Raw genomic sequence first — 24976 nt, forward strand, 5'->3', positions numbered from 1 at the left:
ACGATGATTAAGAAGTATTTGTTAACAGTCAGCATTTTTTGCCTTTCGGCACTTGCTTTAATTGCTCAGGAGCCAGCTGTAGGCAGCAATAGCTTTAGCGGCATCAACCTTTCTCAACCAGGCCTCGAAAATGTAGCTAAAGCTGTTGCCAAAAACGATTACGACAAGGCCTCTGCACAATTACTGGCCTATTTCCGCAAACGCAAAACAGCCTTAAGTCCAGACAAAGCTACTAATAAGGTTAATGCCAATACCTTGCAACTTGCCGATGATATTTTGCAGCATAAATTTAAACCCCACAAAGGTTATGGCACCTTTGATTACGGAAAAGACATTAACTGGCAGTACCGTCCGGTTAAAGATCAGTTGCTGAGTACATTTTTACATCGTACTACTTTCTGGGAATCGCTGGGCAGTGCGTATTTAGCTACAGGCGACGAACATTACGCCAAAGAATGGATTTTTGAAGTGCAGGACTGGATTAAAAAGAACAGACAAGGTGCTTATGCCGATGATAAAGATTATGCCTGGAAAGCTTTTGTGGTTTCGTTCAGGCTAAATAACTGGGCAACTTTCTTTAACCAGTTTATCAATTCGCCAAATTTTACGCCGCAGTTTCTGTTAACGTTTCTAAACAGTTATAATGAGCAAGCCAATTATGTAATGGCCAATTATACTGATATGGGTAACCACCGCCTGTACGAAGCCGAACATTTGCTGCTGGCAGGCACCAGTTTCCCTGAATTTACCCAGGCCAATACCTGGCGTAAAAGTGGTATAACTGTATTAAATGAAGAAATTACCAAACAGGTTTATCCCGATGGGATGCAGTTTGAGTTATCGCCATCTTATCACATTGGTACGATTGGTACATTTTTGCGTGCGCTTAAAATGGCGAAAGATGCCGGAATAGCCAGCGAATTTCCGAAAAGCTACCGCGACCTGGTTGAAAAAATGATTACCGCCGTACCTAAATTTTCTTTTCCTGATTATACTTTCCCTTTATACGGCAATTCGTTTATCACCAGTAAAGGCGCAATGATAAAAAATTATCAGGCCTGGGCAGAAGTATTTCCGGAGGATCAAGAGATTGCTTATTTTGCTACCGATGGCAAATCGGGCAGCCGACCGGCATATTTATCAAGCGCTTTAAACAATGCAGGATTTTATGCTTTTAGAAATGGCTGGAACCAGAAAGCTACGGTGATGCAAATCAAAGCTGGCCCACCAGCTGAATTTCACTCGCACCCTGACAATGGAAATTTTGTGCTATGGGTAAATGGCCGCAATTTTACGCCCGACGCCGGAAGCTTTATATATGCTAACGTAGGTAACCAGGAAAACAGTAAAAGAGACTGGTACCGCAGCACCAAAGCACACCAAACCCTTACGTTGGATAACAAAACCATCGAAAATAATGCCAGGTTGGTTAAATGGGAACCCAATGGCGATGTACAAGTGCTAAGCTATACCAATCCGGATTATAAAGGTTTAGACCATCAGCGTACTTTCCTGTTTATCGATCAATCGTACTTTCTCATTATCGACAAAGCCAGTGGCACATCATCAGGCACGTTGGGTATCCATTTCGTACTGAGTGAAGATGCAAAAGCTGATGCTGACCTAAACAACCTCCAGTTTAACACCACCTATGCCGATGGCAATAACCTCAGCATTCAGGTATTGAACAAAACAGGCATTAGCCTGAAAGCTGAAGAAAGTTTTGTTTCGTACGAGTACCAGAAAGAGACACCACGCCCTGCTTTTGTTTTCGAGAAAGAGAAGCTTAATAACCAACCGGGTACTTTTGTAAGTTTAGTCATGCCTTATTCTGGTACTGTAGCCCCTAAAGCGTCGTTAAAAGAAAATGCAGGCAACAATTACGAAACCGGAACAATAGATCTTACCTTAACCATAAACGGCAAGGAAAAAACCATTAAACAACAACTATAATTACACCAATAGCAATATAAACATGATACGTTTTAAAGCAAAAATATTGTTTTCTACCCTTTTGTTGATGGGTACGTTGGCAAAAGCCCAAAACCCTATTAACAAAGCAAGCTTTGATCTGATCAATTTGGAGTACCCCGGTCTGCAGAAAGTAAAACAAGCTGTTGATGCCGGCCAATACCAGGAGGCAGGTAAAGCACTTTTACAATATTATAGAAAAAAACTAGGCACAAAACCCGATTTAAGTAATCTGGAAACACCAATTGATACCGGCAAGTTATCTCCAAAAACTAAAGAGGTAGCAGATAATGCCCTTCAGCATCGTTTTAAAACGCAGGAAAGCTATGGTTATTTCGATTTCGGCCAGGATATTAACTGGCAACTCTGGCCCGTAAAAGATAACGAAGTACGCTGGCAACTTCACCGTGTTAAATGGTGGCTTCCCATGGCCTTGACTTATCGTGCTACGCATAATGAGCAATATGCCAAAGAATGGATGTTCCAGTTTGAAGACTGGATGAAAAAGAATCCTTTAGGCTTATCGGCCGATAATGATAAATATGCCTGGCGCCCGCTCGAAGTATCAGACCGCATACAAAGTTTAGTACCCACACTGACTTTTTTCATCAAATCGCCCAATTTTACCCCCGCGTTTTTATTAACCTTTTTAAAAAGTTATGCTGAGCAGGCAGATTACCTGCCTAAAAATTACGCGGCAGAAGGCAATCACAGGTTATTCGAAGCCCAACGTACACTATTTGCAGGAGCATCATTACCTGAGTACAAGAATGCTGCCGCCTGGCGTAAAAGCGGAATAGAGGTGTTAAATACGGAGATTAAAAAACAGGTACTTCCCGATGGCGTACAATACGAATTATCGCCTGTTTACCATGCGGCAGCCATCGATATTTTTATTAAAGCCTACCAGGGCGCACAAAAAGCAGGTGTTGAAAGCGAGTTTCCACCAAGCTTTAAACAAACCATCGAAAAAATGGCCATGGCTTTTATTAACATCACCTTCCCTAACTATAACCAACCCATGTTTGGCGACTCGTGGATCCGGGAGAAAAAAACTCGTTTAAAACAGTTTCAATCCTGGTCAGCTATGATTCCAGAGAATCCATTCATTCAATATTTCGCAAGCGATGGTCAGAAAGGCAAAAAACCAAACTGGTTATCTAATGCATTAAGTACAGCGGGTTTTTATACCTTCCGCAATGGCTGGGATAGCACATCGACCATTTTAATGCTGAAAGCAAGTCCTCCGGGCGAATTCCATGCGCAACCCGATAACGGCACTTTTGAACTTTGGGTAAACGGCCGCAATTTTACGCCCGATGCAGGTTGTTTTGTTTACAGCGGCGATGCCGAAATTATGAAGCAACGCAACTGGTACCGCCAAACCCGGGTACACAGTACGCTTACTTTGGACAACCAAAATATGCTGATTACCAAAGCAGTGCAAAACAAATGGCAAAGCAGTAAAAACCTGGATATTTTGACTTATACCAATCCCAGCTACAAAGATTTAAACCACCGCAGAACAGTACTGTTTATCGATCAAAAATACTTTTTAGTTATCGATCAGGCCCTGGGCACCGCTACAGGCAACCTGGGCGTACATTTCCAGCTTAAAGAAGATAGTAATCCGGTATTTGATGGGGCAAATAATAAGGTGTACACCACTTATGCTGATGGCAATAACCTGTTAATTCAATCGCTCAATACCGATAAAATTACTTTGCATGAGGAAGAGGGAAAAGTTTCTTACGAGTATGGTAAAGAAATGAAACGCCCTGCATTTGTATTCGAAAAGCCAAAAAATGATGATAAAACACAACAGTTTATCAGCGTAGTTTATCCATACAACGGCAACAAAGCACCAGAGATAAAAATTAATGAAAATGCCGGTAACGATTATAAAAACGGCAATCTCAATATCTCAGTTAGCATTAACGGTAAAACAAACATAGTAAAAGCAAAGCTGAACGGTGACAACACCAATCCATAAAGATTAAATCAGGAGGTAATGGTAAAACATTACCTCTTTTTGTTTAGCCCTAAAAGATTAATATGATATAAAAAATTTCAACTAATCCCTTACTAACCAAAACAACATTTATGAGAAAAAAACCAATTTACTTTAAAAAGTATATGGCTATAGCCGTATTATTTTTAGCCAGCGCGTGCAGTAAAATTCAAAAAGAAAGCGAGCAACCTGCCCTAACCTTTAAGCCTGTCTCGTTAATGAGTGGAGGAGCCCCGGCCAGCTATGGCTATGGCGATACCATTTTAAACATCAATTATGAAAGTGGCACGCTCAATTCGGGCATTAGCGGTCTAACAGCCACAAATGCCACGGCAACTGATGCGGCTTATATCCTTTCGCCCGGGGCTACAGGGAATTATGCCATTGCACACAAAGTAACTTATGGCGATTCTACCTATTACTCTGATGGCAACTGGCGCAGTGAAGCAGCAACAAATGGCGTACCTGCAAGCTGTTACCTGCCTGGTGAGGAACGGAGATATGAGTTTAGCGTATTGTTAAAAGACTGGACGCCCTGGAATACCGGCGACCCGATTAATGAAACCAATTTTTTCCAGTTAAAAATGTCGGGTGGTGAAGCCGTTCCGCTGCAAATCCGTACCCAAAGAAATGCACTGCGAGTGGTTTATGGCAATATGGATAATACCAAAACGGTGGTCGACATTCTGAACGATTTGCGCCCTTCGGTAAACCAATGGATCCACTTCAGGGTAGATGTAAAATGGGCCACTACCGCCACAGGCTCTATGAAAATTTATATGAAATTACCTGGTCAAACCGATTTTGTTTTAGCCAACGAAAGGAATAATGTGGTTACTTTTACCGGCGATGTGGGCAGCGGAAATGTGGGCTATGTTAAATGGGGCGTTTATGTGGTACCTCCAAACCTTACACGCATTGTGTACCACGACGATTTGCGGATTATTAACCTCAACTACCCACCTACCAGTACCGGATTGATTTGGGGTAACAGCATACCAGATGCCAACCCGGCCTACTTAGACGGCCCTTATACCAAAGCTGGCAACATCAGCTTACCTGCAAATTACAATAGCAGCACTAACATTTATCAGCATCCGTATATTCAGTACCAGGATTCGCAAAATATTGTATATGTGAATAGCACCAATCCGGCTCCCAACCCTGCCGACAATGTGGTAGGTACGCCATCGTCTGATTTTTCCAGATCTACGCTTGCTGCATCGGGCATGTCGGGTAGTACGCCGGGTCCGAGTGGGCGCTATTTACTGGGTGGCTGGGCAAATGCATCATCGTCAAGTACTCCCACACCAATTGATCTTACCGAATATTACGAGCTCCGTTTAGCGCCAAAAAGCGGTTATTATTTCAATTTCGGCGATATTAAATTTACCGTACTTCGCGGCAGTACAAGCCATCCTAATACTTTTGTGCTGCGCTCAAGCGTCGATAACTTTGCCAGCAACATTTCAGCTCCGGTTAGCATTAGTGGTACCACTACGCCTACCCTCATTTCGTTTAATGCAACTGCACTCACCAACATCAGTACGGCGGTAACGTTCAGGTTATATGCCTATGGGGCAACAGCAACCAGCGGTAATTTACTGGTTGGGCTTAACGATTTTCAGGTAAATGGTCAGGTACTGCCTTTGCCATAATTATGATTTAAAAACAAAAAAGGCTTTCTTAACCATTAAAGAAAGCCTTTTTCCAACATTATTAAGCTATTTAGCTTAAAATGATCTGGTAATTTACATTTACTCTTTTGGGATAATTACTTTGCTCATTATTTAAAGAAACAAAAGCTGCACTGTTGTGTACTTCGTTCTTTAATGCATGCTCATAGTGTGTTTGAATAGCTTCCTGATAATCGCCCTGAAAGTTTTTGGCAGTTTCGGCTAAAAGATTTCGGTCATTTAAGTTTTCCGGCAATAAAGTGATATCGCAGTTACCCTCACTTATTTCTTTGACTAAGTATTTCATTTTTGTTTTAAATCTTTGTTTCCCGCTTTATAAATAAGATTACGCGAACGGCCAAAAATAGTTGAAGTCTGTATTTTTCATGTAATCTAAAAGTTAATTTTTCGGGTAAATCATGTATCAATTTTAATTCAAAACGTATGATTTGAACCACGCATTAACTTTTCCAGTAAGGAAAAATCTTATAAAACACTGTTTTTCAGCAACAAAAAGAATATCACTTCCTGATTGGGCAAGCTACAACCAGGCTTAAGGTTTCAGGTTAAAATAATTACTTAAAAAAACACTTTGAAATTTAATTGCATTTGCCCAGTAGTCCCAATTGTGTACGCCAGGGCGGGTGGTAAAATCGTGTGGGATATTGTTGTATAGCAATTCATCGTGCAGACGGATGTTCGCTTTATAGAAAAAATCATCTATCCCACATTCAAAAGCAATAGCCAGCGATCCGGGTTTAATCAGGTAAATCATATCAATTACGCTGTTCTGTTTCCAGCGCTCCGGAAATTCATCCTCTTTACCCAGTCTTTTCGAAATATTCCATCCATTCGGGAAAGGTTTAATATCAACACCACCGCTCATGCTTCCCACGGCGCCATATACATCCTGATGTTTAATGGCCAGGTAAAATGCCCCGTGACCGCCCATACTTAAACCCGTTATTGCCCTACCCTTTTTTTCGGCAATCGTTTTATAATGTTCATCAATATAACTCACCAGTTCGGTAGCTACGTAGGTTTCATATTTCCATTCGGGGTCGATAGGGCTATCGAAATACCAGCTGGTTACATTACCATCTGGGCATACGATGATAAACTGGTACTGATCGGCCAGATTTTTAATTCCCGGCACTTTTTTAACCCACTCGGCATAAGTGCCACCAGCACCGTGCAGCAGGTAAACCACCGGAAAAGATTTTCCGCTTTTATAGCTATCGGGCTTAATTACTACGGCCTTAATATTTTTTTTCATCGATTTGCTGTAGGTTACAGCGGTATCTACTTCTGCCGCGCTGGCAGCACAGGTAAACAGGAATAAACAAATGGCTACTAAAAAGCTATTTTTCATGCGTAATTTTTTAATGAGGTTACAATGCGATGCTAAATTTATAAAATTACACCACATTCTTTGCCAGGTGTTAATTTTATTACTTTTGGTTTATTCTAATCAACATGAAATTTACCTCTTTCCTTTGCGGTGCTTTACTGGTAACTGCACTAATTACTAAAAGTACAGCACAAAGCAAGCTGCAATCTGCCAGTTTCATCACTTTTAATGGCTACAGCAATACTTTCGCCGAAAAACTCCAAAAAAATGAACCCGTAACCGTTGCCTTTTTAGGTGGCTCGATTACCAATATGGAAGGTTGGCGCGGAATGGTTTGCAATTACCTTGCTAAAACCTACCCACAAACTAAATTTAAATTCATCAATGCAGGCATCCCATCGTTGGGTAGTTTGCCACATGCTTTCAGGCTCCAACAAGATGTACTGGATAGTGGTAAAACAGATCTCTTATTTATCGAATCGGCAGTTAACGACCATGTGAACCAAACTGCAGCAAAAACACAACGCCGGGCATTGGAAGGCATCATCAGGCATACTTTAAGCAAAAACTCCAAAACCGATATTGTGCTGATGGCTTTTGCTGATGAAGATAAAAACAATGATTTTGACAATGGCAAGATACCCACAGAGGTAAAAGTGCATAGCGATTTGGCCGAATACTACCATTTGCCTTTTATTAATTTAGCTTTAGAAGTAGATAAACGTATTGCCAATAAAGAATTTACCTGGGCTGGCGATTTTAAAGACCTGCATCCTGCTCCTTTCGGACAACAACTTTATTTCAACACCATTAAAACCTATCTGGAAGAAAACGAGAAAAACTCCGGAAAGAAAGCCAGTGGCAGCTTGCCTAAAATTTTAGATAAGTTTGCCTATACCAAAGGGCAGTATGTGAGTGTTGCTGCAGCAGAAAACTTAAACACCTTTAACATCAATAAAAACTGGAAACCTAACGATGAACTGGAAACAAGGCCTGGTTTCGTTAACATCCCCGTGCTCGAAAGCACTACCCGCAACAGTACTTTCGATTTAGTTTTTAAAGGTAATGCGGTAGGTATTGCTGTGCTATCAGGCCCTGATGCAGGCATGCTGCATTACCGAATTGATAACGGAGAAGAAAAAACAATCGATTTGTTTAGTCAGTGGAGCACGAGCCTGCATTTACCCTGGTATTTGCTGCTGGGCGATGAACTAGGCGGTGGCGAGCATAAATTGAGCGTTCGCATTAGCGAATATCACAATAAAAAATCATCGGGTTATGCCTGCCGGATTGCGCATTTTTTGGTGAATGCGAATTAAAACGACTAAACCTGCGGAGTATTTCACCCCTACATTTGTCGCATTTACACTTTTCAGGTTGCAAAAGTTACAATAACTTTGATTAACAATTTAAACCCAGAAAAAAAATGAAAAGCAATGCAATCACCATCGAAACCACAGTAAACAGTCCGGTAGAAAAAGTTTGGGAATTTTGGAGCAATCCGGAACACATTACCAAATGGAGTTTTGCTTCGCCCGACTGGCATACCCCTTACGCCGATAATGATTTGAGAGTTGGCGGTCAGTTTAAAAGTACCATGGCAGCCAAAGATGGCAGCATGAGTTTCGATTTTGGAGGTACTTACACCACTGTAGATCACCTTAAAAAAATCGAATATACTCTGGGCGATGGCCGCGAAGTGAGCATCATTTTTGATGCACTGGGCGAAAGCACCCGTGTTACTGAAACCTTCGATCCGGAAGAAACTAACCCAATTGAAATGCAACGTGGCGGATGGCAAGCCATTTTGGATAATTTCAAACAATATACTGAAGAATCTTAAACATCACGCATATTCCTTATAGATTGAAAAGTCTGTAAGGAATATGCCATTTTTAGCTGTTTTATCATCTTAAAATAATCCTACAGTAACAATTCAATGATTATTTGATTCGCATAATTTTTGATTTGAACCAAATACTTTGATTTTGTGGCCATAATTTACATTTGCCGTGTAAATTATACACCATGTACCGTTTATCTCTATTCTTTCTATTCTTATTTCTATTTATTAATCTTAACACCGGTGCAAATGCCCAAACACTCAGCTTAAAACAGGCTGTTAGTACCGCACTGGCCAATTACGGAACCATTAAAGCCAAAGATAGTTATGCAAATGCATCTAAATCTACTGTGGTGCAGGCCAAAAGAGAGTACTTACCCAATTTTAGCCTGAGTGCCCAGCAAGATTACGGTACCATTAATGGCCAAAACGGACCGCAATATGGTTTTGGTGGTTTAGGTACTGCTTCATCAGGGCCGGCACTAGATAAGCAAAACTGGAATGCTGCATTTGGTGCACTTTACCTGGCCAACATCAACTGGGACTTTTTTACCTTCGGAAAGATTAAAGACCGGATAAAAGTTGCCAATGCCACCTACAACCGGGATAAAAACGACCTGGAGCAGGAGAAATTTCAACAGGAAATCCGGGTTTCTGCAGCTTATTTAAACTTACTGGCCGCACAACGCATCACTAAATCGCAGCAAAAGAATTTAGACCGCGCCATTACCTTTCAAAACACGGCCATCATCAGAGCTAAAAACGGATTGATTGCCGGAGTAGATTCATCGTTGGCCAAAGCCGAAGTTTCGAACGCTAAAATTGCCTTAACCAAGGCTAAAGACCTGGAACAAGAGCAAGCTAACCGGCTGGGCGTTTTAATGGGTTTAACGGCTACCCACTACGATTTAGATACTGCATCGATTACCCGCATACCGCAAAGCTTGCTTGGCGACAGTATTTCGAGCACTCACCCGCTTTTAAGATTTTATCAGAACCGGCTGGAAGTGAGTCAGCAACAGGCGAGTTATTTTAAGAAGCTTTATTACCCCACCCTTTCGTTATTCGGGGTGATGCAGGGTCGTGGCTCGGGTTTTAGTCCGGGTTATGCTTTAGATCAGACCGCCTTTTCATCAAGTTATCTGGATGGCATTAACCCAACCCGTGGCAACTATTTGATTGGCATAGGAATAAGCTGGAACCTTTCTACCTTGCTTAAAAACCATCCGCAGGTACGTGCACAAGAATATATCAGCGAGGGTTTAAAAGCAGAATATAACCTGTTAGATCAGCAATTGAAAGCCCAGCTGGCACTGGCCGAAACCAAACTGACCAATGCCATGGCCAATTACCGCGAAGCACCGGTTCAGGTAAAAGCAGCTTCTGATGCGTACCTGCAAAAAAGTACCTTATACAAAAACGGACTTACTACAATGGTTGATCTGACACAGGCACTTTTTACACTCAACCGTGCCGAAACCGACCGCGATATTGCGTATACCAATGTTTGGCAGGCTTTGCTGCTAAAATCTGCAGCACTTGGCAACTACGACCTATTTATCAACGAATTTTAATTTGCCCCATCCATGAATTTAATACGTTTCGCACTCCGAAAACCCATTTCTATACTGGTTTTAGTTGCCGGGTTGTTCTTTTTCGGTATTGGTGCCATCAACCAGGTTAAGGTTGATATCCTGCCACAAATGAACCTGCCGGTAATTTACATTGCCCACCCTTTTGGCGGTTACACTCCCGATCAGATGGAAGCTTACTTTGGCAAGCAATATGTAAACATCCTGCTTTTTGCCAACGGTATTAAAAGTATCGAAACCAAAAATACGCAGGGTTTAATGCTCATGAAACTTACCTACTACGAAGGTACCAACATGGCACAGGCCGCAGCCGAGCTGAGCGCCCTCTCTACACGGGCCCAGGCCATTTTCCCGCCAGGCTCGCAACCGCCTTTCGTTATCCGTTTCGATGCTTCATCACTTCCGGTTGGCCAGCTGGTATTGAGCAGTCCTAAACGCACCAATAACGAACTACAGGATTTGGCCAATACTTATGTGCGACCCACTTTCTCGTCTATTCCGGGTTTACTTTCTCCTGCCCCATTTGGTGGTAGTCCGCGTACCATAGAGATTAACGTTAACCCTTCTTTACTGCGTTCGCACAACTTAACGGTCGATCAGGTAGTTGAAGCCATCCGCCTCAATAACCAAACTGCCCCTTCAGGAAACGTGCGCATTGGCGATAAAAACTACCTTACCCCTACCAATTATACCATCAAAAAGGTTAAAGATTTCGAAAACATTCCCCTGTTTAAAGGCAGTGTACAAAATCTTCAGCTCCGCGATGTGGCTACGGTTAAAGATGGTGCCGATCTAGTTGCCGGTTATGCCTTAATTAATGGCAAGCGCTCGGTGTACTTAAGTATCGCAAAATCAGGCGATGCCTCTACCTGGGATGTGGTTAAAAACTTAAAGAAAAACTTACCCAATATCCAGAATGCACTACCCGAAGATGTCAAACTCTCTTATGAGTTTGACCAGTCGGTGTATGTAATCAATGCCGTAAAAAGCTTGATCAGCGAGGGAGCTATCGGTGCAATTTTAACCGGTTTAATGGTATTGCTGTTTCTGGGTGATAAACGTGCCGCATTGATTGTAATCCTAACCATTCCAACTTCTATCATTGCCGGAGTACTGTTCCTAAAATTATTCGGACAAACCATCAACATCATGACGCTGAGCGGACTGGCTTTAGCAATTGGTATTTTGGTGGATGAATCAACAGTTACGATAGAAAATATACACCAGCATTTCGATATGGGCAAACCCAAGGCATTGGCCATTTGGGATGCCTGTAAAGAAATTGCTTTCCCTAAATTATTGATCCTCTTTTGTATCCTCGCCGTATTTGCACCAGCCTTTACCATGTCGGGCATTCCAGGAGCCTTATTCCTGCCGCTTGCATTGGCCATAGGCTTTTCGATGATTGTTTCGTTCCTGCTTTCGCAAACATTTGTACCCATTATGGCCAACTGGCTGATGATTGCACACCCGAAAAAAGGCGCCGAACACCATCCGGGCATTACACAGGATGAAGCCGATTTTAAAGCTACCGGTATTACCCTCGAATCGGAAAAAGATACCCTGAACCAAAAAAGGGTGCTGGTAGAGCGCGAAGATTTCAGTGGTGATGGTAAAATTGGTGTTTTCGACCGTTTCAGAAACCGCTTTATGCGTTTCATCGACCGGATTTTACCTTACCGCAAACCTGTGGTGTTGGGCTACCTGGTGGTAATTATTGGTTTGGCAGCACTTCTACTGGCAAACATTGGCCGCGATGTTTTACCCAGAGTAAATTCAAGCCAGTTTCAATTGCGTTTGCGCGCACCCGATGGAACCCGTTTGGAGCGCACCGAAGAAAAAGCCAATGTAGTTTTGGCCGAGCTTAAAAAAATGGTTGGTACCGAACATGTAAGCATCTCTTCTGTTTTTGTGGGTCAGCACCCAGCACAGTTCTCCGTAAACCCCATTTATCAGTTCATGGCTGGTCCGCACGAAGCTGTATTTCAGGTGAGTTTAAAAGATTACGAAGCCGATATGGACGATTTCAAAGATCAGTTCAGGGCAAAAATCAAACAACTCTTGCCTGATGTTAAATTATCGTTCGAACCGATAGAACTCACAGACAAGGTATTGAGTCAGGGGTCTCCTACACCAGTAGAAGTACGTATTTCGGGCAAAAACAAAAAGCTGAATGCTAAATATGCCAATAAAATTATAGCCGAGCTGAAAGAAATCCCTTACATGCGGGATGTACAGATTGCACAACCAATTAAATATCCTTCGTTGAATATTGAAATCGACAGAACGCGTGCGGCACAAATTGGGGTCGATATGGCCGATATATCAAGATCACTGATTGCCTCTACTTCATCATCGCGTTATACAGATAAAAATATCTGGCTGGATGAAAAAGCGTCTTTACCTTATAACGTGCAAGTGCAGGTGCCACTGAACCAGATGGCCAGCAAAGATGATATCGGTGAAATCCCACTATTAAAAAATTCTGCCAGACCCGTACTGAGCGATGTAGCTAAAATTACACCTGATACTACCGCTGGCGAAAACGACAATATTGGGGCTATGCCCTTCCTTTCGGTAACGGCGAACCTTTACCATACCGATTTGGGAACTGCTGCTAAAGATGTAGATAAAGCCATTAAAAATATTGGCGAATTGCCCCGGGGATTAAACATTGCTACCTTTGGTATGAGCATTGTACTAACCGATACTTTAAACAGCCTCCAATCAGGACTATTTGTAGCCATTGTGGTGATATTCTTGATGCTGGCAGCCAATTTCCAATCGTTTAAAGTACCATTGGTTATTTTAGCCACAGTACCAGCAGTTATTTTGGGTTCTTTATTATTGTTAACCATTACGGGTTCTACTTTAAACCTGCAATCGTATATGGGTATCATCATGTCGGTTGGGGTATCTATCGCCAATGCAGTATTACTGATCACCAATGCCGAGCAGTTGAGGAAACACAATGGAAATGCGCTTGAATCGGCACGTGAAGCAGCGGCTTTACGTTTGCGCCCGATTATTATGACGAGTATTGCCATGATTGCGGGTATGCTACCCATGGCCATTGGGCATGGCGAAGGTGGTGGGGCTGTTTCGCCACTAGGCAGGGCGGTAATAGGTGGCTTACTGGCCTCAACATTTGCCGTACTCCTGATTTTACCACTGGTTTTTGCCTGGGTACAAGGCAAACAAACAACCGATTCGATGTCGCTCGATCCGGAAGATAAAGACAGTATCCACTACATTAAAGGTTTAGAAGAAAACGAATAAAATCATCACAAATGAATACGAAGATATTTTCAACAGGGTTATTAAGTGCAGGCTTTTTGGTACTGACGGCAATTTATGGTTGCGGTCATGCCGAATCGAAAGGAGAACCCAAAAAAGAACAGGCACCGGCAATTGCCACTTTCGATCTTAAAAAAGAAAAACTGTCGACAAAATTAAGCTTGCCCGGCGAATTGATTGCCTTACAACAGGTAGATTTATATGCCAAAGTAAGCAGTTTTGTACGTACACTAAAAGTAGATATCGGTTCGGAAGTAAGCAAAGGGCAATTGTTAATGACCCTCGAAGCGCCAGAATTAAGTTCGCAACTTTCTGCCAGTCAATCGCGCATTAAAGCTCAGGAAGCCATTTATACAGCCAGTAAAGCCAATTATAACCGTTTGTACGAAACCAGCAAAACTCCTGGTACCATTTCTACCAACGACCTCGATCAGGCCATGGCTAAAAAGAATGCCGACCTGGCCCAGCTCGAAGCAGCAAAAGCGGCTTATAAAGAAATTGGCTCCGTTCAGGATTACCTGACCATCCGCGCACCGTTCAGCGGCATTATCTCTGCCCGTAATGTAAATTTGGGCGCTTATGTTGGTCCATCAGGCAAAGGTTCTGATTTACCTTTGTTTACTTTACAGGATCAGAAAAACCTGCGTTTAGCGGTATCAATCCCAGAAATTTATACAGGTTACCTGAAAGCGGGCGATGAAATCAGTTTTACAGTTAAATCTTTACCCAGCCAGGTATTTAAAGCCAAGGTTAAACGTTTATCAGGCGCTTTAGATTTACGCTTACGTGCCGAACGCATTGAAATGGATGTAGCCAATGCAAGCAAAATATTGTTGCCAGGCATGGTTGCCGAAGTCAATATTCCGCTGCCTGCAAATGCCAGCACCTTCATCATCAACAAAAAGGCGTTGTTAGATACCAGCGAAGGCTTATTTGTACTAAAAGTGCAAGACAATAAAGCCGTGAAGGTTGAAGTGAAAAAAGGCCGTGAAGCAGATGACCGTGTAGAGATATTTGGCAATTTAACAGAAGGTGACAAATTAGTTGCAGAACCTACCGAAGAAATGCACGAAGGAATGGCGATTAAACCATAACTTTACTTGATAAGCAATAAGCGATGTTAACCAAAAATCAGGAGCTTTCTACCATCCAGAAAAACGAAACCCTGGAGGATTTTTACAATAAGCTAAAAATTAACCGCCCGGAAATCCCTACGCCAAGTTTAGGGATGATTAATGATCTGGGGCATTTTAACGTTTTTAACCGTGCTACGGTTTGTACCAACGTACCTTCGGTTTTTAGCCGTCGCGATTTTTATAAAATTTCATTAATTGTTGGCAACGGGATATTGCATTATCCTGATGCCGAGATCGAAATCAAAGGTCGTGCTTTGTTGTTTACCAATCCGAATATTCCATACTCCTGGGAAAGTACTTCGCCAAAACCTGCCGGGTATTTTTGTTTGTTTACCGAAAACTTTATCCATAACCGCAACGAAACCCTGCGCGATTCGTTGCTCTGGCGCATTAACGATTGCCCGGTGATTCACATCAGCGAAGAACAGGAACTCATCCTGACCGATATCTTCTCCAAAATGATGAAAGAGATGGATGGCGATTACATCCACAAGTATGATTTGCTTAGAAATTATGTACAACTTATTGTGCACGAGGCTTTAAAAGTTAAACCACAGGGCGACGTATTGAAGCAAAATAATGCCTCGGTACGCTTAACCGCACTTTTCATCGAATTACTGGAAAGGCAATTCCCTATTGGCTCTACAGAACAAATACTCGAATTGAAAACCGCACATGATTTTGCCTGCAGACTACTGGTGCATGTAAACCATTTAAACCATGCGGTAAAAGAAGTGACAGGCAAAACCACTTCCGAGCATATTTCGAGAAGGGTAACAACAGAAGCAGTAGCCCTGCTGAAACATACAGAATGGAATATTGCGCAAATTGCCTATTGCCTCGGCTTTGAATATCCGGCCAATTTCAACATCTTTTTTAAACGCCAGATGCAGTGTACGCCTAAAAAGTTCAGGGCTAGTTAGGCTTGCTTAACAATCTTTCCAGTCGGTCGGTGAGGACACCCGACCAATAGAAAAACGCTAAATAAATCCCTATCGATTGGTGTCTCACCAACCGAAATTTGAGTATCCTCACAGGCTAGAAAAGGCACTAATGCACAGACAGATAAAAAAAATAATGCGTTAAAAACGCTTGATTATCGCGCACTCGTTGGGAAACGAGCGCGAGCGAGAATCTATTACCTCAACTCCACCGTATGATCACTTTTATCTGCATCAAGTATATACCGGTAAGGATCTACGGCAACCGTTTCAGGCTTGTGATCAACAACTAGCTTTAACAGGGTTTGATTTTGTGTTATGTGATATTTCTGCGTGTAAACAGGCCTTGTTTCGGCAGTCCAATCTTGTGCAGGCTGATTGAAACATCCTATTTCAACCTCAAGATCGGGCGATTGTTTCGGACCATCGCTTAACCGTTCGGCATTAACCAGCAGATCTAACTGGTATTTTCCGTTTTTAAGCAAGGTGCATTGCTGTAGTTTCAAACCAAGATCATAAGTAACCACCTGGTTGAAACAATCATCAATAAACTTTCTTTGTTCAGGTGAAGCTGCTTTAAGCAAAGCATTAACCAGATCGCTTGCCGCAGCCTTTGTTTTGGGATAAGCATGGTCAGCAATCAGCTGTTTCAATACCGCATTAAATTTCTGGTCGCCCATTAATTCTTTTACCGCATACATGTTTATGCCTCCTTTCTGGTAATTAACATAAGGCTGATCGAGCGTTTTAACCAGAGGTAATTCTTTTTCAGTATTGTTACGGTTTAAGAAATAGAGTCGATTATCGTAATCCAGATATTGTTGCAGGTACATTTTACCAAAAGTCTTTGCTATCACCACATTTTCAGTGTATTTGGCCAGCGATTCTGTAAGCATCGCATATCCTGGCCCGCCAAAGGGTGCCAGCTTATTTGCCCACCATTGGTGTGCTGTTTCGTGTGTGGCAATGGCATAACTGTGGTTTATAGTTCCTTGCTGACTAAAATTACCCAGAAAATTAATGTTCTCGGCGCTGAAAATAATCCCCGGATAAGCTGTAGCTGCACCTTTGTATTGTGGAATTTCTGCCAGTGTGAGTTGTTTTAGCGGATAAGTTGCAAAGTTTGCATTTCCATAATCAAGCGCATCTTTAATACCTTTAAACATGGCTGTTAAATTATACTCCTGCCCTTGCTGGTAGTAAATATTTAAGTCAACACCTTTGAATTGCTCCCGTTTCACATTATATCTGGCCGAGCTTAAAGCAAACATAAAATTAACGGGTTTATCCGTTTTGTAACTGAAATAGCGGCGGTTATTGGCCAGCCAGCTTTTTTGCAATTCACCAACTGTAAGCACTTGCTGCTCGGGCGTGGTAGAAATGGTGGTTTCAAAGTCAATTAGTTCGTATTTTCGGCTAAATGTTGGTTCAACACGTTCTGCGGCTAAACCGTATTGCTTCCTGGCGCGTTTGTCATCACTTTCGAAACGAGAGCTGTAGCCCAACTGAGGAACAAATTTCTCCAGCTCAATGTAGCTCCCATTTTTTACAATTGAATTTTCTTTATCAAAAGGGGTAAAACCATTCCTGATGACAGTAATGACAAAGCTCATCATAATACTATCGCCTGGTTGCAAAGGATTATTTAGCGTAATAAACTGTTGTTTAAACGTTTGGTCTACCTCAGCTTTCTTCGCTCCGGCAATATCAGCAGAAAAAGAATTTACAGCGGGATTCAGGCTGATCCAAATTTTGGATATCGGTTGCTGGGTTTCGTTCTTCAGCTTGTAATCACCTTTAACGGTATATTTCCCTTCATCCGGAAATAAATCGACCACAGTTTTAACCGATTTAATAACAGGTTGTGGCATAGTGGCCAAAGGCTTATAGTGTTTTTCGTAGTTCAGCTGCCAGTTTAACCAGGCATTTTTATTTTGATAATTACCAACAACATTGCTTTGGTAATAAATATGGCCACCACACGCCATCCAAACTAAAAAAGCGGGAATCAGGATTAATCGAGACCGCTTTAAAGCAGAAATAAATCTTTTCCATTTATTGGCAAGGGTAATTTCGACGCTATTTTGCCACAATCCGGTGGTTAGTACTGCAATTATGGTTACAAATCCCAACCAATACAACATGTACCAGTTAAAAGCACCAGCATAGTAGCCAAAACCGTTAAAATAAGAATGCAACAGATCAGGCACCGTTGCAAAACGGAAAAGATAATGTTCCAAACCAAATCGATCGGCATAAAGCAATATAAAAACCACCACCATACTCAACATCATGCCTACATATTTATTACTGCTTAAATTTTGAATAAACAGAATAAGCACCACAAAAAGCAAAAGCGGAAAGGCGCTATAGTAGTATAATGAAAAATAAATGGGCAGCTCGAGGTTAAAATAACCATGACTAAGCTGTAAAACGATACCGATACCAATATTTAAAGAAACGAGGATAAATACCAGTGCAAAGAGGCTCATCGCTTTAGCCGCCCACATTACCGAACTACGTACGGGAGTGCTGTAAATGAGCGACTGTATATTAACCGATTTTTCCCTGGCTACGGTTTCTGCGGCATAGAATATAATCAAAATCAATGCAAATTTGATCGCCCTGATCTCTTCTACGATTATGCCGGTTGCGGGATAACTGTGAATACCGTAAACCCCGCTAAATAACTGATCCTTTAATTCAACTCCAAAAAGGAATACCCAAAGTAAGAGCATCACCATAATGGGGATATTTTTAAACAGGTGAACCATTTCTAGCCGAAGCTGCGCCCTTAAAGTGGCCAATTGATAACTTAAACCTTTTGGTATAACCTGTAAATGTTTAAATGGAATAAGAGATACCTTTTCAATCGTGCCATTTTTTTGTTTTGCCTGCCTTTGCTGTTGTATCCTGAAATTAAAGATCCGGTAAGTTAAGCCAAGGAGTATGCCAGAAATAACCATCCACATTACCCGGTTTACCAGAAACAATCCCTTTACCGGAAAGAGTTGCTGGTTACGCTGTAAGCTTGTCCACGTTCTGGTTTCTCCAAAAAAAGAAGCCAGTCCAAAAGGGTCTAAAAGGATAGGCAAAGCATCAGGAGTAATGCCTTTAATGGTAGAAGTAGCCAGTAAAGGCGAATTTCCGAAAATGGAAGCCAGCATATACAAAATGTAAATTAACACCCCTGCCACGTAAATGGCCCTAACGTTTTTGGTTAGCAAACTGATACAGTACAAAGCTCCTGCCGAGAAAATCACATTGGGCAAAGCAAATACCAGGAGTGCGTGCAAAAAATACGAAAGCTTAAAAGCCCCCAACTGGTCAGCAGCAACAAAGAAAGTACCGATAAAAATACCTGCAGCAACCAGTAGCAGCAAAGCAAAAACAGCAATAAGCAAGCCCAAAAGTCTCACCAAAAAATAAGTGCGTTTAGTAATGGAAGTGGTAAAAATAACCGCTTCCATTTTGTACATGGCATCTCTCAATACCACATTGGCGCTAAAAAGCGTAGCCGAAAATATGGAAAACAGTGAAAGCAAAGCCATGATATTCGTAATTACGTAAGGTGAGTTTTTATGTACCTCATCGGTACCAAAACCGCCCTTGGCTACGCAAACCATGCCCAAAACTAAAAACAGCAAAGCGCCTATTTTAAAGGCCACCTGACTAAAATGGTACTTCAGTTCAAATTTCAGTAATTGTGCAATCATACTAAAACCTCCCGTTTCCCTTTTGTACCGAATAAAGCGGCAAAATAAACTTCCTCAAGACCAGGATAAACACGCTCAAAGCCTGCAGCTGGAAGCTGATCAGCTAATACAAAAACATTTAACTGGCCAGCTATAATCCTGGTCGAAATCACATCGAACCGGGTTGAGTATTGATCAAGCTCGGCCTTGATAATGACCTTTCGCCAGATTTTGCCATCCAGGTTTTCGGTCAGATTTGCTGGTTTACCCTGCAAAATCAATTTTCCATTGGCCATTACAGCCATTTCAGGGCAAAGATCATTCACATCTTCCACAATATGGGTCGAAAGGATTACTACGCGCTCTGTTCCAATTTCATTCAGCAAATCGTGAAAACGGTTTCGCTCCTGAGGATCTAAGCCAGCAGTTGGCTCGTCAACAATAATCAATTGCGGATTGCCCAATAGTGCCTGTGCAATGCCAAAACGCTGCCGCATACCACCTGAAAAAGTGCCTACCGATCTTTTTCTTACCTCGAATAAATTGGTTTGCTGCAATAAGGCCAAAACCTGTTCTTTTCTGTCATTGGTGTTAGGCAAGCCTTTTAAAACAGCAAGATGGGTTAATAAATCTACAGCCGAAATTTTGGGGTAAACACCAAAATCCTGCGGCAAATAGCCTAACTTGTTACGCATTTCCTGCGGATTTTGCAGTACATCGTTACCGTCGAAATAAATGTAACCACTATCTGGCAGCTGCAAAGTAGCCAGCGTACGCATGAGTGATGATTTACCTGCACCATTTGGTCCCAATAAACCAAACATGCCATTTGGAATGGTTAAACTTACAGCGTCGAGCGCCTTTACCCCATTAGGATAAGTTTTGGTAAGTTGTTGTATTTTAAGTCGTGCCATCTTATTTTGTATCGAATGGCTGCAAATTAGGCTCAGGAAAATTGTTTTCCATATTTAAGTGATGAAGGCAGTGAAAGTGATGATGAAAGTAAAATAACCTGACCCTGAGGTGTATTTTGAGGTCTCCCCCTCCTTTCGTCATCAAAAACGAGCCTTTCGTCATTAATATTTTAGCGCTTAGGATAGCTTTTCTAATTTTAACAGGCTTTTACCTATCTTACCCTATGCCCAACGCCAAAAACTATCAATACCAGGACTTTTTCATCTTTACGGGACTTTTGCTTTGGGTAGCGATATGCAACTGTTATAATCAAAGTACAAATGTCTGGCTTACTTATGTCACCGGCATTTTAACCTTAGTTTTTTGCCTTTTACCGGTATTGCTTTTTGCATTTTTTAAACCCATTTGGAAAGAAACATTGCCCAACAAAAAGTATATACTTTACTGGTGCTGTTCCTTTTTAATACTGCTACCCATTTTTACGCTAATAGCCGCTCAGTTTCAAACCGAACCACTCGATCTATCGGATAAGCTTACTACTGCAATGTCTGCATTAGCGCTTGAGCTTTTGCTCATTGTTAACCAGTACTATCAAAAAAAGGTGCAACACATTAAGTGGATCAAAAAAATTGGGTTGGAGAACGCTGTACTCATTACAATCATCTTAATTGCGGCAACCATTTCAGTAATGGCCGTATCGAGTTTAGACAACCCGATTTACCAAAGAAATGGCTTTCGTTTGGTTGGTTTCGAGTTTAACATCAAGATACTGTTCCACAATTTTGGAACATTTCTGGTCTTCTTTTTTCAATTCCTGATCATGTACCTGTGCGGCTACGTACTTTTCCTGATCAACAGCAGATTACTGGTTTCGAAAATACTTAAAGAAAAAGGACTGTTGATCTACTTGTTAAGCGTTTCGGCTACTGTTGCACTGCTTTATCCTTTACTCGCACAACTCCTCATTTCGTTACCCATAAATACTGTATTTGGAAGGAGTATATTCGAAGCCAATCCTTTCGAGCTCGAAAATGCCTTTGGTGCGTTTGCCATTATGCTTTTTAGTTTACCCGTGGTATTGGCCTTGCAATGGGGCAAACAGAACAACATTATCCTTTCTTTAGAAAAAGAAAAATCGCAAAATGAACTCGATTTATTGAAACAACAGCTCAATCCGCATTTCTTTTTTAATACATTGAATAACCTGTATGCACTCAGCCTGCAAAAATCGGATAAAACCCCCGAAAGCATTTTACAGTTATCTGAGCTGATGCGCTATACCATTTACAAGGGGAAAGAAAAAACTGTTAAACTGGTACAGGAGCTGGATTATATTAGCGATTACATCCAGTTACAACAAATCAGGCTGCGTAAAACACTCCATTTCAAATTTGAAAAGCAGGTTAGTAACGATCAGATTGAAATTGCGCCGCTTTTGTTTATTGTGTTTATTGAAAATGCTTTTAAACATGGTATTGAACCGGCCGATGGGGCCGCCAGCCTGAAACTCTCCTTAATCAGTACTGAACGTGAATTAACTTTCCAGGCTGAAAACTCATTTGATCCAGACGAAATAAGTCCCGATAGCGGCATTGGGATCGATAACCTACGAAAAAGACTCGAATTGCTTTATCCTGGTCAACATACTTTGGATATTAGCACGATTGGCAATATCTTTAAGGCAACCCTAAAAATCCGTTTCGCATGAGCTTACGTTGCCTGATTGTAGATGATGAACCCCTTGCGCACGAAGTGATTGTGGCCTATGCCAAAGACATTCCCTTTATCGAAATCGCCGCACATTGTTACCGGGCTACGGAAGCACTTGATTTTTTAAGCAAACAGGAAGTAGATTTAATTTTTCTCGACATCAGGATGCCTAAATTAAACGGCCTTGATTTTTTACGTGCGTTACAACACAAACCACAGGTTATCATTACCTCAGCTTACGAAGAATATGCCCTGGCGAGTTTCGATCTTGCCGTTTGCGATTACCTGCTAAAGCCTTTCAAATTAGAGCGTTTTTTAATGGCCGTTAACCGGGCTTTAACCTTTCAGCAATTAAAAAAGCAATCAGGCTCGCCAATTGAAACAATCGACACAGCACAACAGCGAAATGCCCAAATTTCAATCAAAGTAGATAAAAAGCACATTTTACTGCAGCTGGATGAAATACAATTTTTAGAAAGCCTGGGAAATTATGTAAAAGTCTGGAAAGCGAATGGCTTTCTGCTCACCCCACGCACCTTAGGTAGTTTTGAAGATGAGTTGCCTGCCCAAATGTTCGCACGCATCCATAAATCGTTTATCGTTAACAAGAAAGAGGTCGATTATTTTGAAGGCAATTCTATTATACTCAAAAGCCAGCAGCAGGTGCCGATAGGCAAAAATTATAAACCCTTGATCAGGCAATTGCTCCAGCTCTGAAATGTTTATATTTGAGTTCATCAAACCGATCTCATGCATAACTTTTTCCCTGCCCAATACTCCACATTATCTGCTGTTGCTTTAAAAGATTATTTAATTGAAGCCTATCAGCTGGATGAGTCTACAACCTGCCGCCTGCTGATCAGAAATGTAAGCGACACCTATATTATGGAGAATGAAAGCCAGAAATACATTTTTAAAATTTACCGCGATGCACACCGCAAAAGAAATGAAATTGAAGCTGAAGTTGAACTGCTCAATATACTGAAAGCCAACGGCAACCGGGTATCTTATCCCATTACCGACTATGAGGGCAAGCAAATCCAGCAGCTTAATGCCATTGAAGGCCTCAGAAATGGTGTTTTATTCTCTTTTGCCGAAGGAATGGTTATCCACGAGCTGGAAAATGAACAACTGCTACAATTGGGTAAAGATATAGCCAAACTGCACCAAACTACTTCGGTAATCAAACTCAAAAATCCACGACCAGTATTTAACTTCGAAACTACTTTATTTGAACCTCTTCGGGTTTTGGCGCTACATTTTGAAACCATGCCTGAAGAATATGAATACCTGAATAAAGTGGCAGATAAAGTGATTAAAAAGTTCGAAACATTTGATACGGCTAACTTTAGTAGCGGCTACTGTCATTACGATTTCTTCCCAAAAAACTTTCATTTTGATGAAAAGGGCAATATTACCTTCTTTGATTTCGATTTTGCGGGCGAAGGTTTCCTTATTAATGACCTGATGTCGTTCCTGAACCATTATTTTTTTCACCAGATGAATCAGCTCACCACCAAAGAGCAGGCTGAAAAAGATTTTGAAGTCTTTTTAAAAGCTTATCAGGAAATCATGCCCTTAAGCAAAGATGAATTGGCAGCTATCCCCTATCTGGGCATTTGTTTCCACATTTTCTTTTTAAAATTCTTTTACGATAATTACGACGATTGGTCGAACATTTTTTTAACACCCCGATATGTAAAACATCGTGTTGCACTAATCAAAAAATGGGAAGAACTTTATTGTAACTTTTAGGCAAGGCTTGCTTAAATTCCTTCAGGCTTGTTTATCTTGTATAGTTATTCAAAATCAATATCATGGATCAGAAAATAATCAACCTGTACGATGCGTACACCCACAGCCAGATCAACCGCAAAGATTTCATGAAAAAGCTAGCCATTCTAGCCGGCAGTACTGCTTTAGCGGCGACCATTTTACCCATGCTAGAAAATAATTATGTGGCCGCTGCTGGTTTTACCAGTGATGATATTGAGGTCGAAAATATTACTTACCCTGGCGTAGATGGCGAAATGAAAGCCGTTTTGGCTAAACCGAAAGGTAAAAAGAAACTGGGATGTGTATTGGTTATTCACGAAAACAGGGGCTTAAATCCGCACATTATTGATGTAACCAAACGGGTAGCTGCCGAAGGTTTTCTTGCTTTGGGTGTAGATGCACTTTCGCCCTTTGGTGGAACACCAGCTGATGAAGACAAAGGACGTGAACTCATCGGGAAACTGGATGCAGAAAAAAACCTGCAAAACTATTTAAAAGGCCTTGAATATTTACGCCACAGCAAAGATGGTAACGGTAAGGTGGGTTGTATGGGCTTTTGCTGGGGAGGCGGTATGGCCAACAAACTGGCTGTTAACGATCCTAAACTACAGGCTGCTGTTGCTTATTATGGTGCCCAACCCAATGCTGCCGATGTTGCCAAAATTAAAGCAAGTGTAATGCTCCATTACGGAGGTTTGGATGAACGGATTAATGCCGGTATCCCCGCATATGAGCAGGCTTTAAAAGACAATAAAATTGATTATAAACTTTACATCTACGATGGGGTAAACCATGCTTTTAATAACAACACCTCACCTACACGATATAATGAGGCTGCTGCTAAACTGGCCTGGCAACGCACAATGGAGTTGTTTAAACAGAAGTTGGGATAGTACCTTACTGGGCGTAATATCTAGCTCAACTTCTTCAGTCTCCGTCATTTCGAGTGGAACGCAGCGGAGCCGAGAAATCTAACTCGAAAAGATTTCTCCCCGTCTGTACGGGCAGGCACTACGGTCGAAATGACGACCCACTCGTAGAAATGAAGACCTTCTTATGATT

At 41.6% G+C, this 24976-nt stretch carries 17 protein-coding genes; 13 read left to right on the plus strand and 4 right to left on the minus strand.

Going from position 1 to position 24976, the window contains the following annotated elements; all coding sequences use genetic code 11:
• The first annotated feature begins 3 nt into the window (after nucleotides 1-3).
• The 3 genes from hepC (OC25_RS23465) to OC25_RS27110 all read left to right on the plus strand — a co-directional run bounded on the left by hepC (OC25_RS23465) (nucleotide 4) and on the right by OC25_RS27110 (nucleotide 5640).
• On the plus strand, nucleotides 4-1953 hold the full coding sequence (gene hepC, locus OC25_RS23465; RefSeq protein ID WP_039481645.1) for a heparin-sulfate lyase HepC: 1950 nt from the start codon (nucleotides 4-6) through the stop codon (nucleotides 1951-1953).
• 22 nt (nucleotides 1954-1975) lie between these two features.
• A complete protein-coding gene (gene hepC / locus OC25_RS23470; protein WP_039481647.1) occupies nucleotides 1976-3964 on the plus strand; it encodes a heparin-sulfate lyase HepC in 1989 nt (662 codons plus the stop codon).
• Nucleotides 3965-4074: 110 nt separating this feature from the next.
• Nucleotides 4075-5640, plus strand: a complete 1566-nt coding sequence (locus OC25_RS27110; RefSeq protein ID WP_052266412.1) for a heparin lyase I family protein — start codon at nucleotides 4075-4077, stop codon at nucleotides 5638-5640.
• A 70-nt stretch (nucleotides 5641-5710) separates the two neighbouring features.
• Here OC25_RS27110 and OC25_RS23480 read toward each other — a convergent pair whose 3' ends face one another.
• Together OC25_RS23480 and OC25_RS23485 are read right to left on the minus strand one after the other, a co-directional pair.
• Nucleotides 5711-5965, minus strand: coding sequence for a hypothetical protein (locus OC25_RS23480; RefSeq protein ID WP_039481649.1), 255 nt, complete (start codon nucleotides 5963-5965; stop codon nucleotides 5711-5713).
• Between the two features lie 246 nt (nucleotides 5966-6211).
• Nucleotides 6212-7030 (minus strand): alpha/beta hydrolase, encoded by an 819-nt coding sequence (locus tag OC25_RS23485; RefSeq protein ID WP_039481652.1) that lies wholly within the window; start codon nucleotides 7028-7030, stop codon nucleotides 6212-6214.
• A gap of 104 nt (nucleotides 7031-7134) precedes the next feature.
• Here OC25_RS23485 and OC25_RS23490 point away from each other — a divergent pair, with 104 nt between their 5' ends.
• From OC25_RS23490 to OC25_RS23515, 6 genes are all read left to right on the plus strand, one after another.
• Nucleotides 7135-8328 (plus strand): SGNH/GDSL hydrolase family protein, encoded by a 1194-nt coding sequence (locus OC25_RS23490; protein ID WP_052266413.1) that lies wholly within the window; start codon nucleotides 7135-7137, stop codon nucleotides 8326-8328.
• Between the two features lie 107 nt (nucleotides 8329-8435).
• Complete coding sequence (locus OC25_RS23495; RefSeq protein WP_039481655.1) at nucleotides 8436-8852, plus strand: SRPBCC family protein; 417 nt, start codon at nucleotides 8436-8438, stop codon at nucleotides 8850-8852.
• A 185-nt stretch (nucleotides 8853-9037) separates the two neighbouring features.
• Nucleotides 9038-10426: a TolC family protein gene (locus tag OC25_RS23500; RefSeq protein WP_039481657.1), complete on the plus strand. Its 1389-nt coding sequence runs from the start codon at nucleotides 9038-9040 to the stop codon at nucleotides 10424-10426.
• A 12-nt stretch (nucleotides 10427-10438) separates the two neighbouring features.
• Nucleotides 10439-13723, plus strand: a complete 3285-nt coding sequence (locus OC25_RS23505) for an efflux RND transporter permease subunit (RefSeq protein WP_039481659.1) — start codon at nucleotides 10439-10441, stop codon at nucleotides 13721-13723.
• 11 nt (nucleotides 13724-13734) lie between these two features.
• A complete protein-coding gene (locus tag OC25_RS23510; protein ID WP_052266414.1) occupies nucleotides 13735-14835 on the plus strand; it encodes an efflux RND transporter periplasmic adaptor subunit in 1101 nt (366 codons plus the stop codon).
• Nucleotides 14836-14858: 23 nt separating this feature from the next.
• The gene (locus OC25_RS23515) at nucleotides 14859-15800 is read left to right on the plus strand and encodes a helix-turn-helix domain-containing protein (RefSeq protein ID WP_052266415.1); all 942 of its coding nucleotides are present in this window, start codon (nucleotides 14859-14861) and stop codon (nucleotides 15798-15800) included.
• A 215-nt stretch (nucleotides 15801-16015) separates the two neighbouring features.
• Here the strand turns inward: OC25_RS23515 and OC25_RS23520 are convergent, their stop codons facing one another.
• Nucleotides 16016-19534: an ABC transporter permease/M1 family aminopeptidase gene (locus tag OC25_RS23520; RefSeq protein ID WP_039481661.1), complete on the minus strand. Its 3519-nt coding sequence runs from the start codon at nucleotides 19532-19534 to the stop codon at nucleotides 16016-16018.
• Nucleotides 19531-20427 carry an ABC transporter ATP-binding protein gene (locus OC25_RS23525; protein ID WP_039481664.1) on the minus strand — a complete coding sequence of 299 codons (897 nt, stop codon included), beginning with the start codon at nucleotides 20425-20427 and terminating at the stop codon, nucleotides 19531-19533. Before OC25_RS23525 ends, OC25_RS23520 begins: the two co-directional genes overlap by 4 nt.
• A 224-nt stretch (nucleotides 20428-20651) precedes the next feature.
• Between OC25_RS23525 and OC25_RS27115 the strand changes: the two genes are divergently transcribed.
• The 4 genes from OC25_RS27115 to OC25_RS23545 all read left to right on the plus strand — a co-directional run bounded on the left by OC25_RS27115 (nucleotide 20652) and on the right by OC25_RS23545 (nucleotide 24807).
• Nucleotides 20652-22136 (plus strand): sensor histidine kinase, encoded by a 1485-nt coding sequence (locus OC25_RS27115; protein WP_052266416.1) that lies wholly within the window; start codon nucleotides 20652-20654, stop codon nucleotides 22134-22136.
• Nucleotides 22133-22855, plus strand: coding sequence for a LytR/AlgR family response regulator transcription factor (locus OC25_RS23535; protein WP_039481666.1), 723 nt, complete (start codon nucleotides 22133-22135; stop codon nucleotides 22853-22855). The genes OC25_RS27115 and OC25_RS23535 overlap by 4 nt, the downstream gene beginning before the upstream one ends.
• Nucleotides 22856-22888: 33 nt before the next feature.
• A complete protein-coding gene (locus OC25_RS23540; protein ID WP_039481668.1) occupies nucleotides 22889-23893 on the plus strand; it encodes a phosphotransferase enzyme family protein in 1005 nt (334 codons plus the stop codon).
• A 62-nt stretch (nucleotides 23894-23955) separates the two neighbouring features.
• Nucleotides 23956-24807, plus strand: a complete 852-nt coding sequence (locus OC25_RS23545) for a dienelactone hydrolase family protein (protein WP_039481671.1) — start codon at nucleotides 23956-23958, stop codon at nucleotides 24805-24807.
• Nucleotides 24808-24976 lie beyond the last annotated feature (169 nt).

It is taken from the genome of Pedobacter kyungheensis (assembly GCF_000812965.1).
Lineage (GTDB): Bacteria > Bacteroidota > Bacteroidia > Sphingobacteriales > Sphingobacteriaceae > Pedobacter > Pedobacter kyungheensis.

Bases quoted from the DNA above. Each gene is read 5' to 3' on its own strand.
- hepC (WP_039481645.1), top strand. From the start codon at position 4: ATGATTAAGAAGTATTTGTTAACAGTCAGCATTTTTTGCCTTTCGGCA.
- hepC (WP_039481647.1), top strand. From the start codon at position 1,976: ATGATACGTTTTAAAGCAAAAATATTGTTTTCTACCCTTTTGTTGATG.
- OC25_RS27110 (WP_052266412.1), top strand. From the start codon at position 4,075: ATGAGAAAAAAACCAATTTACTTTAAAAAGTATATGGCTATAGCCGTA.
- OC25_RS23480 (WP_039481649.1), bottom strand. From the start codon at position 5,965: ATGAAATACTTAGTCAAAGAAATAAGTGAGGGTAACTGCGATATCACT.
- OC25_RS23485 (WP_039481652.1), bottom strand. From the start codon at position 7,030: ATGAAAAATAGCTTTTTAGTAGCCATTTGTTTATTCCTGTTTACCTGT.
- OC25_RS23490 (WP_052266413.1), top strand. From the start codon at position 7,135: ATGAAATTTACCTCTTTCCTTTGCGGTGCTTTACTGGTAACTGCACTA.
- OC25_RS23495 (WP_039481655.1), top strand. From the start codon at position 8,436: ATGAAAAGCAATGCAATCACCATCGAAACCACAGTAAACAGTCCGGTA.
- OC25_RS23500 (WP_039481657.1), top strand. From the start codon at position 9,038: ATGTACCGTTTATCTCTATTCTTTCTATTCTTATTTCTATTTATTAAT.
- OC25_RS23505 (WP_039481659.1), top strand. From the start codon at position 10,439: ATGAATTTAATACGTTTCGCACTCCGAAAACCCATTTCTATACTGGTT.
- OC25_RS23510 (WP_052266414.1), top strand. From the start codon at position 13,735: ATGAATACGAAGATATTTTCAACAGGGTTATTAAGTGCAGGCTTTTTG.
- OC25_RS23515 (WP_052266415.1), top strand. From the start codon at position 14,859: ATGTTAACCAAAAATCAGGAGCTTTCTACCATCCAGAAAAACGAAACC.
- OC25_RS23520 (WP_039481661.1), bottom strand. From the start codon at position 19,534: ATGATTGCACAATTACTGAAATTTGAACTGAAGTACCATTTTAGTCAG.
- OC25_RS23525 (WP_039481664.1), bottom strand. From the start codon at position 20,427: ATGGCACGACTTAAAATACAACAACTTACCAAAACTTATCCTAATGGG.
- OC25_RS27115 (WP_052266416.1), top strand. From the start codon at position 20,652: ATGCCCAACGCCAAAAACTATCAATACCAGGACTTTTTCATCTTTACG.
- OC25_RS23535 (WP_039481666.1), top strand. From the start codon at position 22,133: ATGAGCTTACGTTGCCTGATTGTAGATGATGAACCCCTTGCGCACGAA.
- OC25_RS23540 (WP_039481668.1), top strand. From the start codon at position 22,889: ATGCATAACTTTTTCCCTGCCCAATACTCCACATTATCTGCTGTTGCT.
- OC25_RS23545 (WP_039481671.1), top strand. From the start codon at position 23,956: ATGGATCAGAAAATAATCAACCTGTACGATGCGTACACCCACAGCCAG.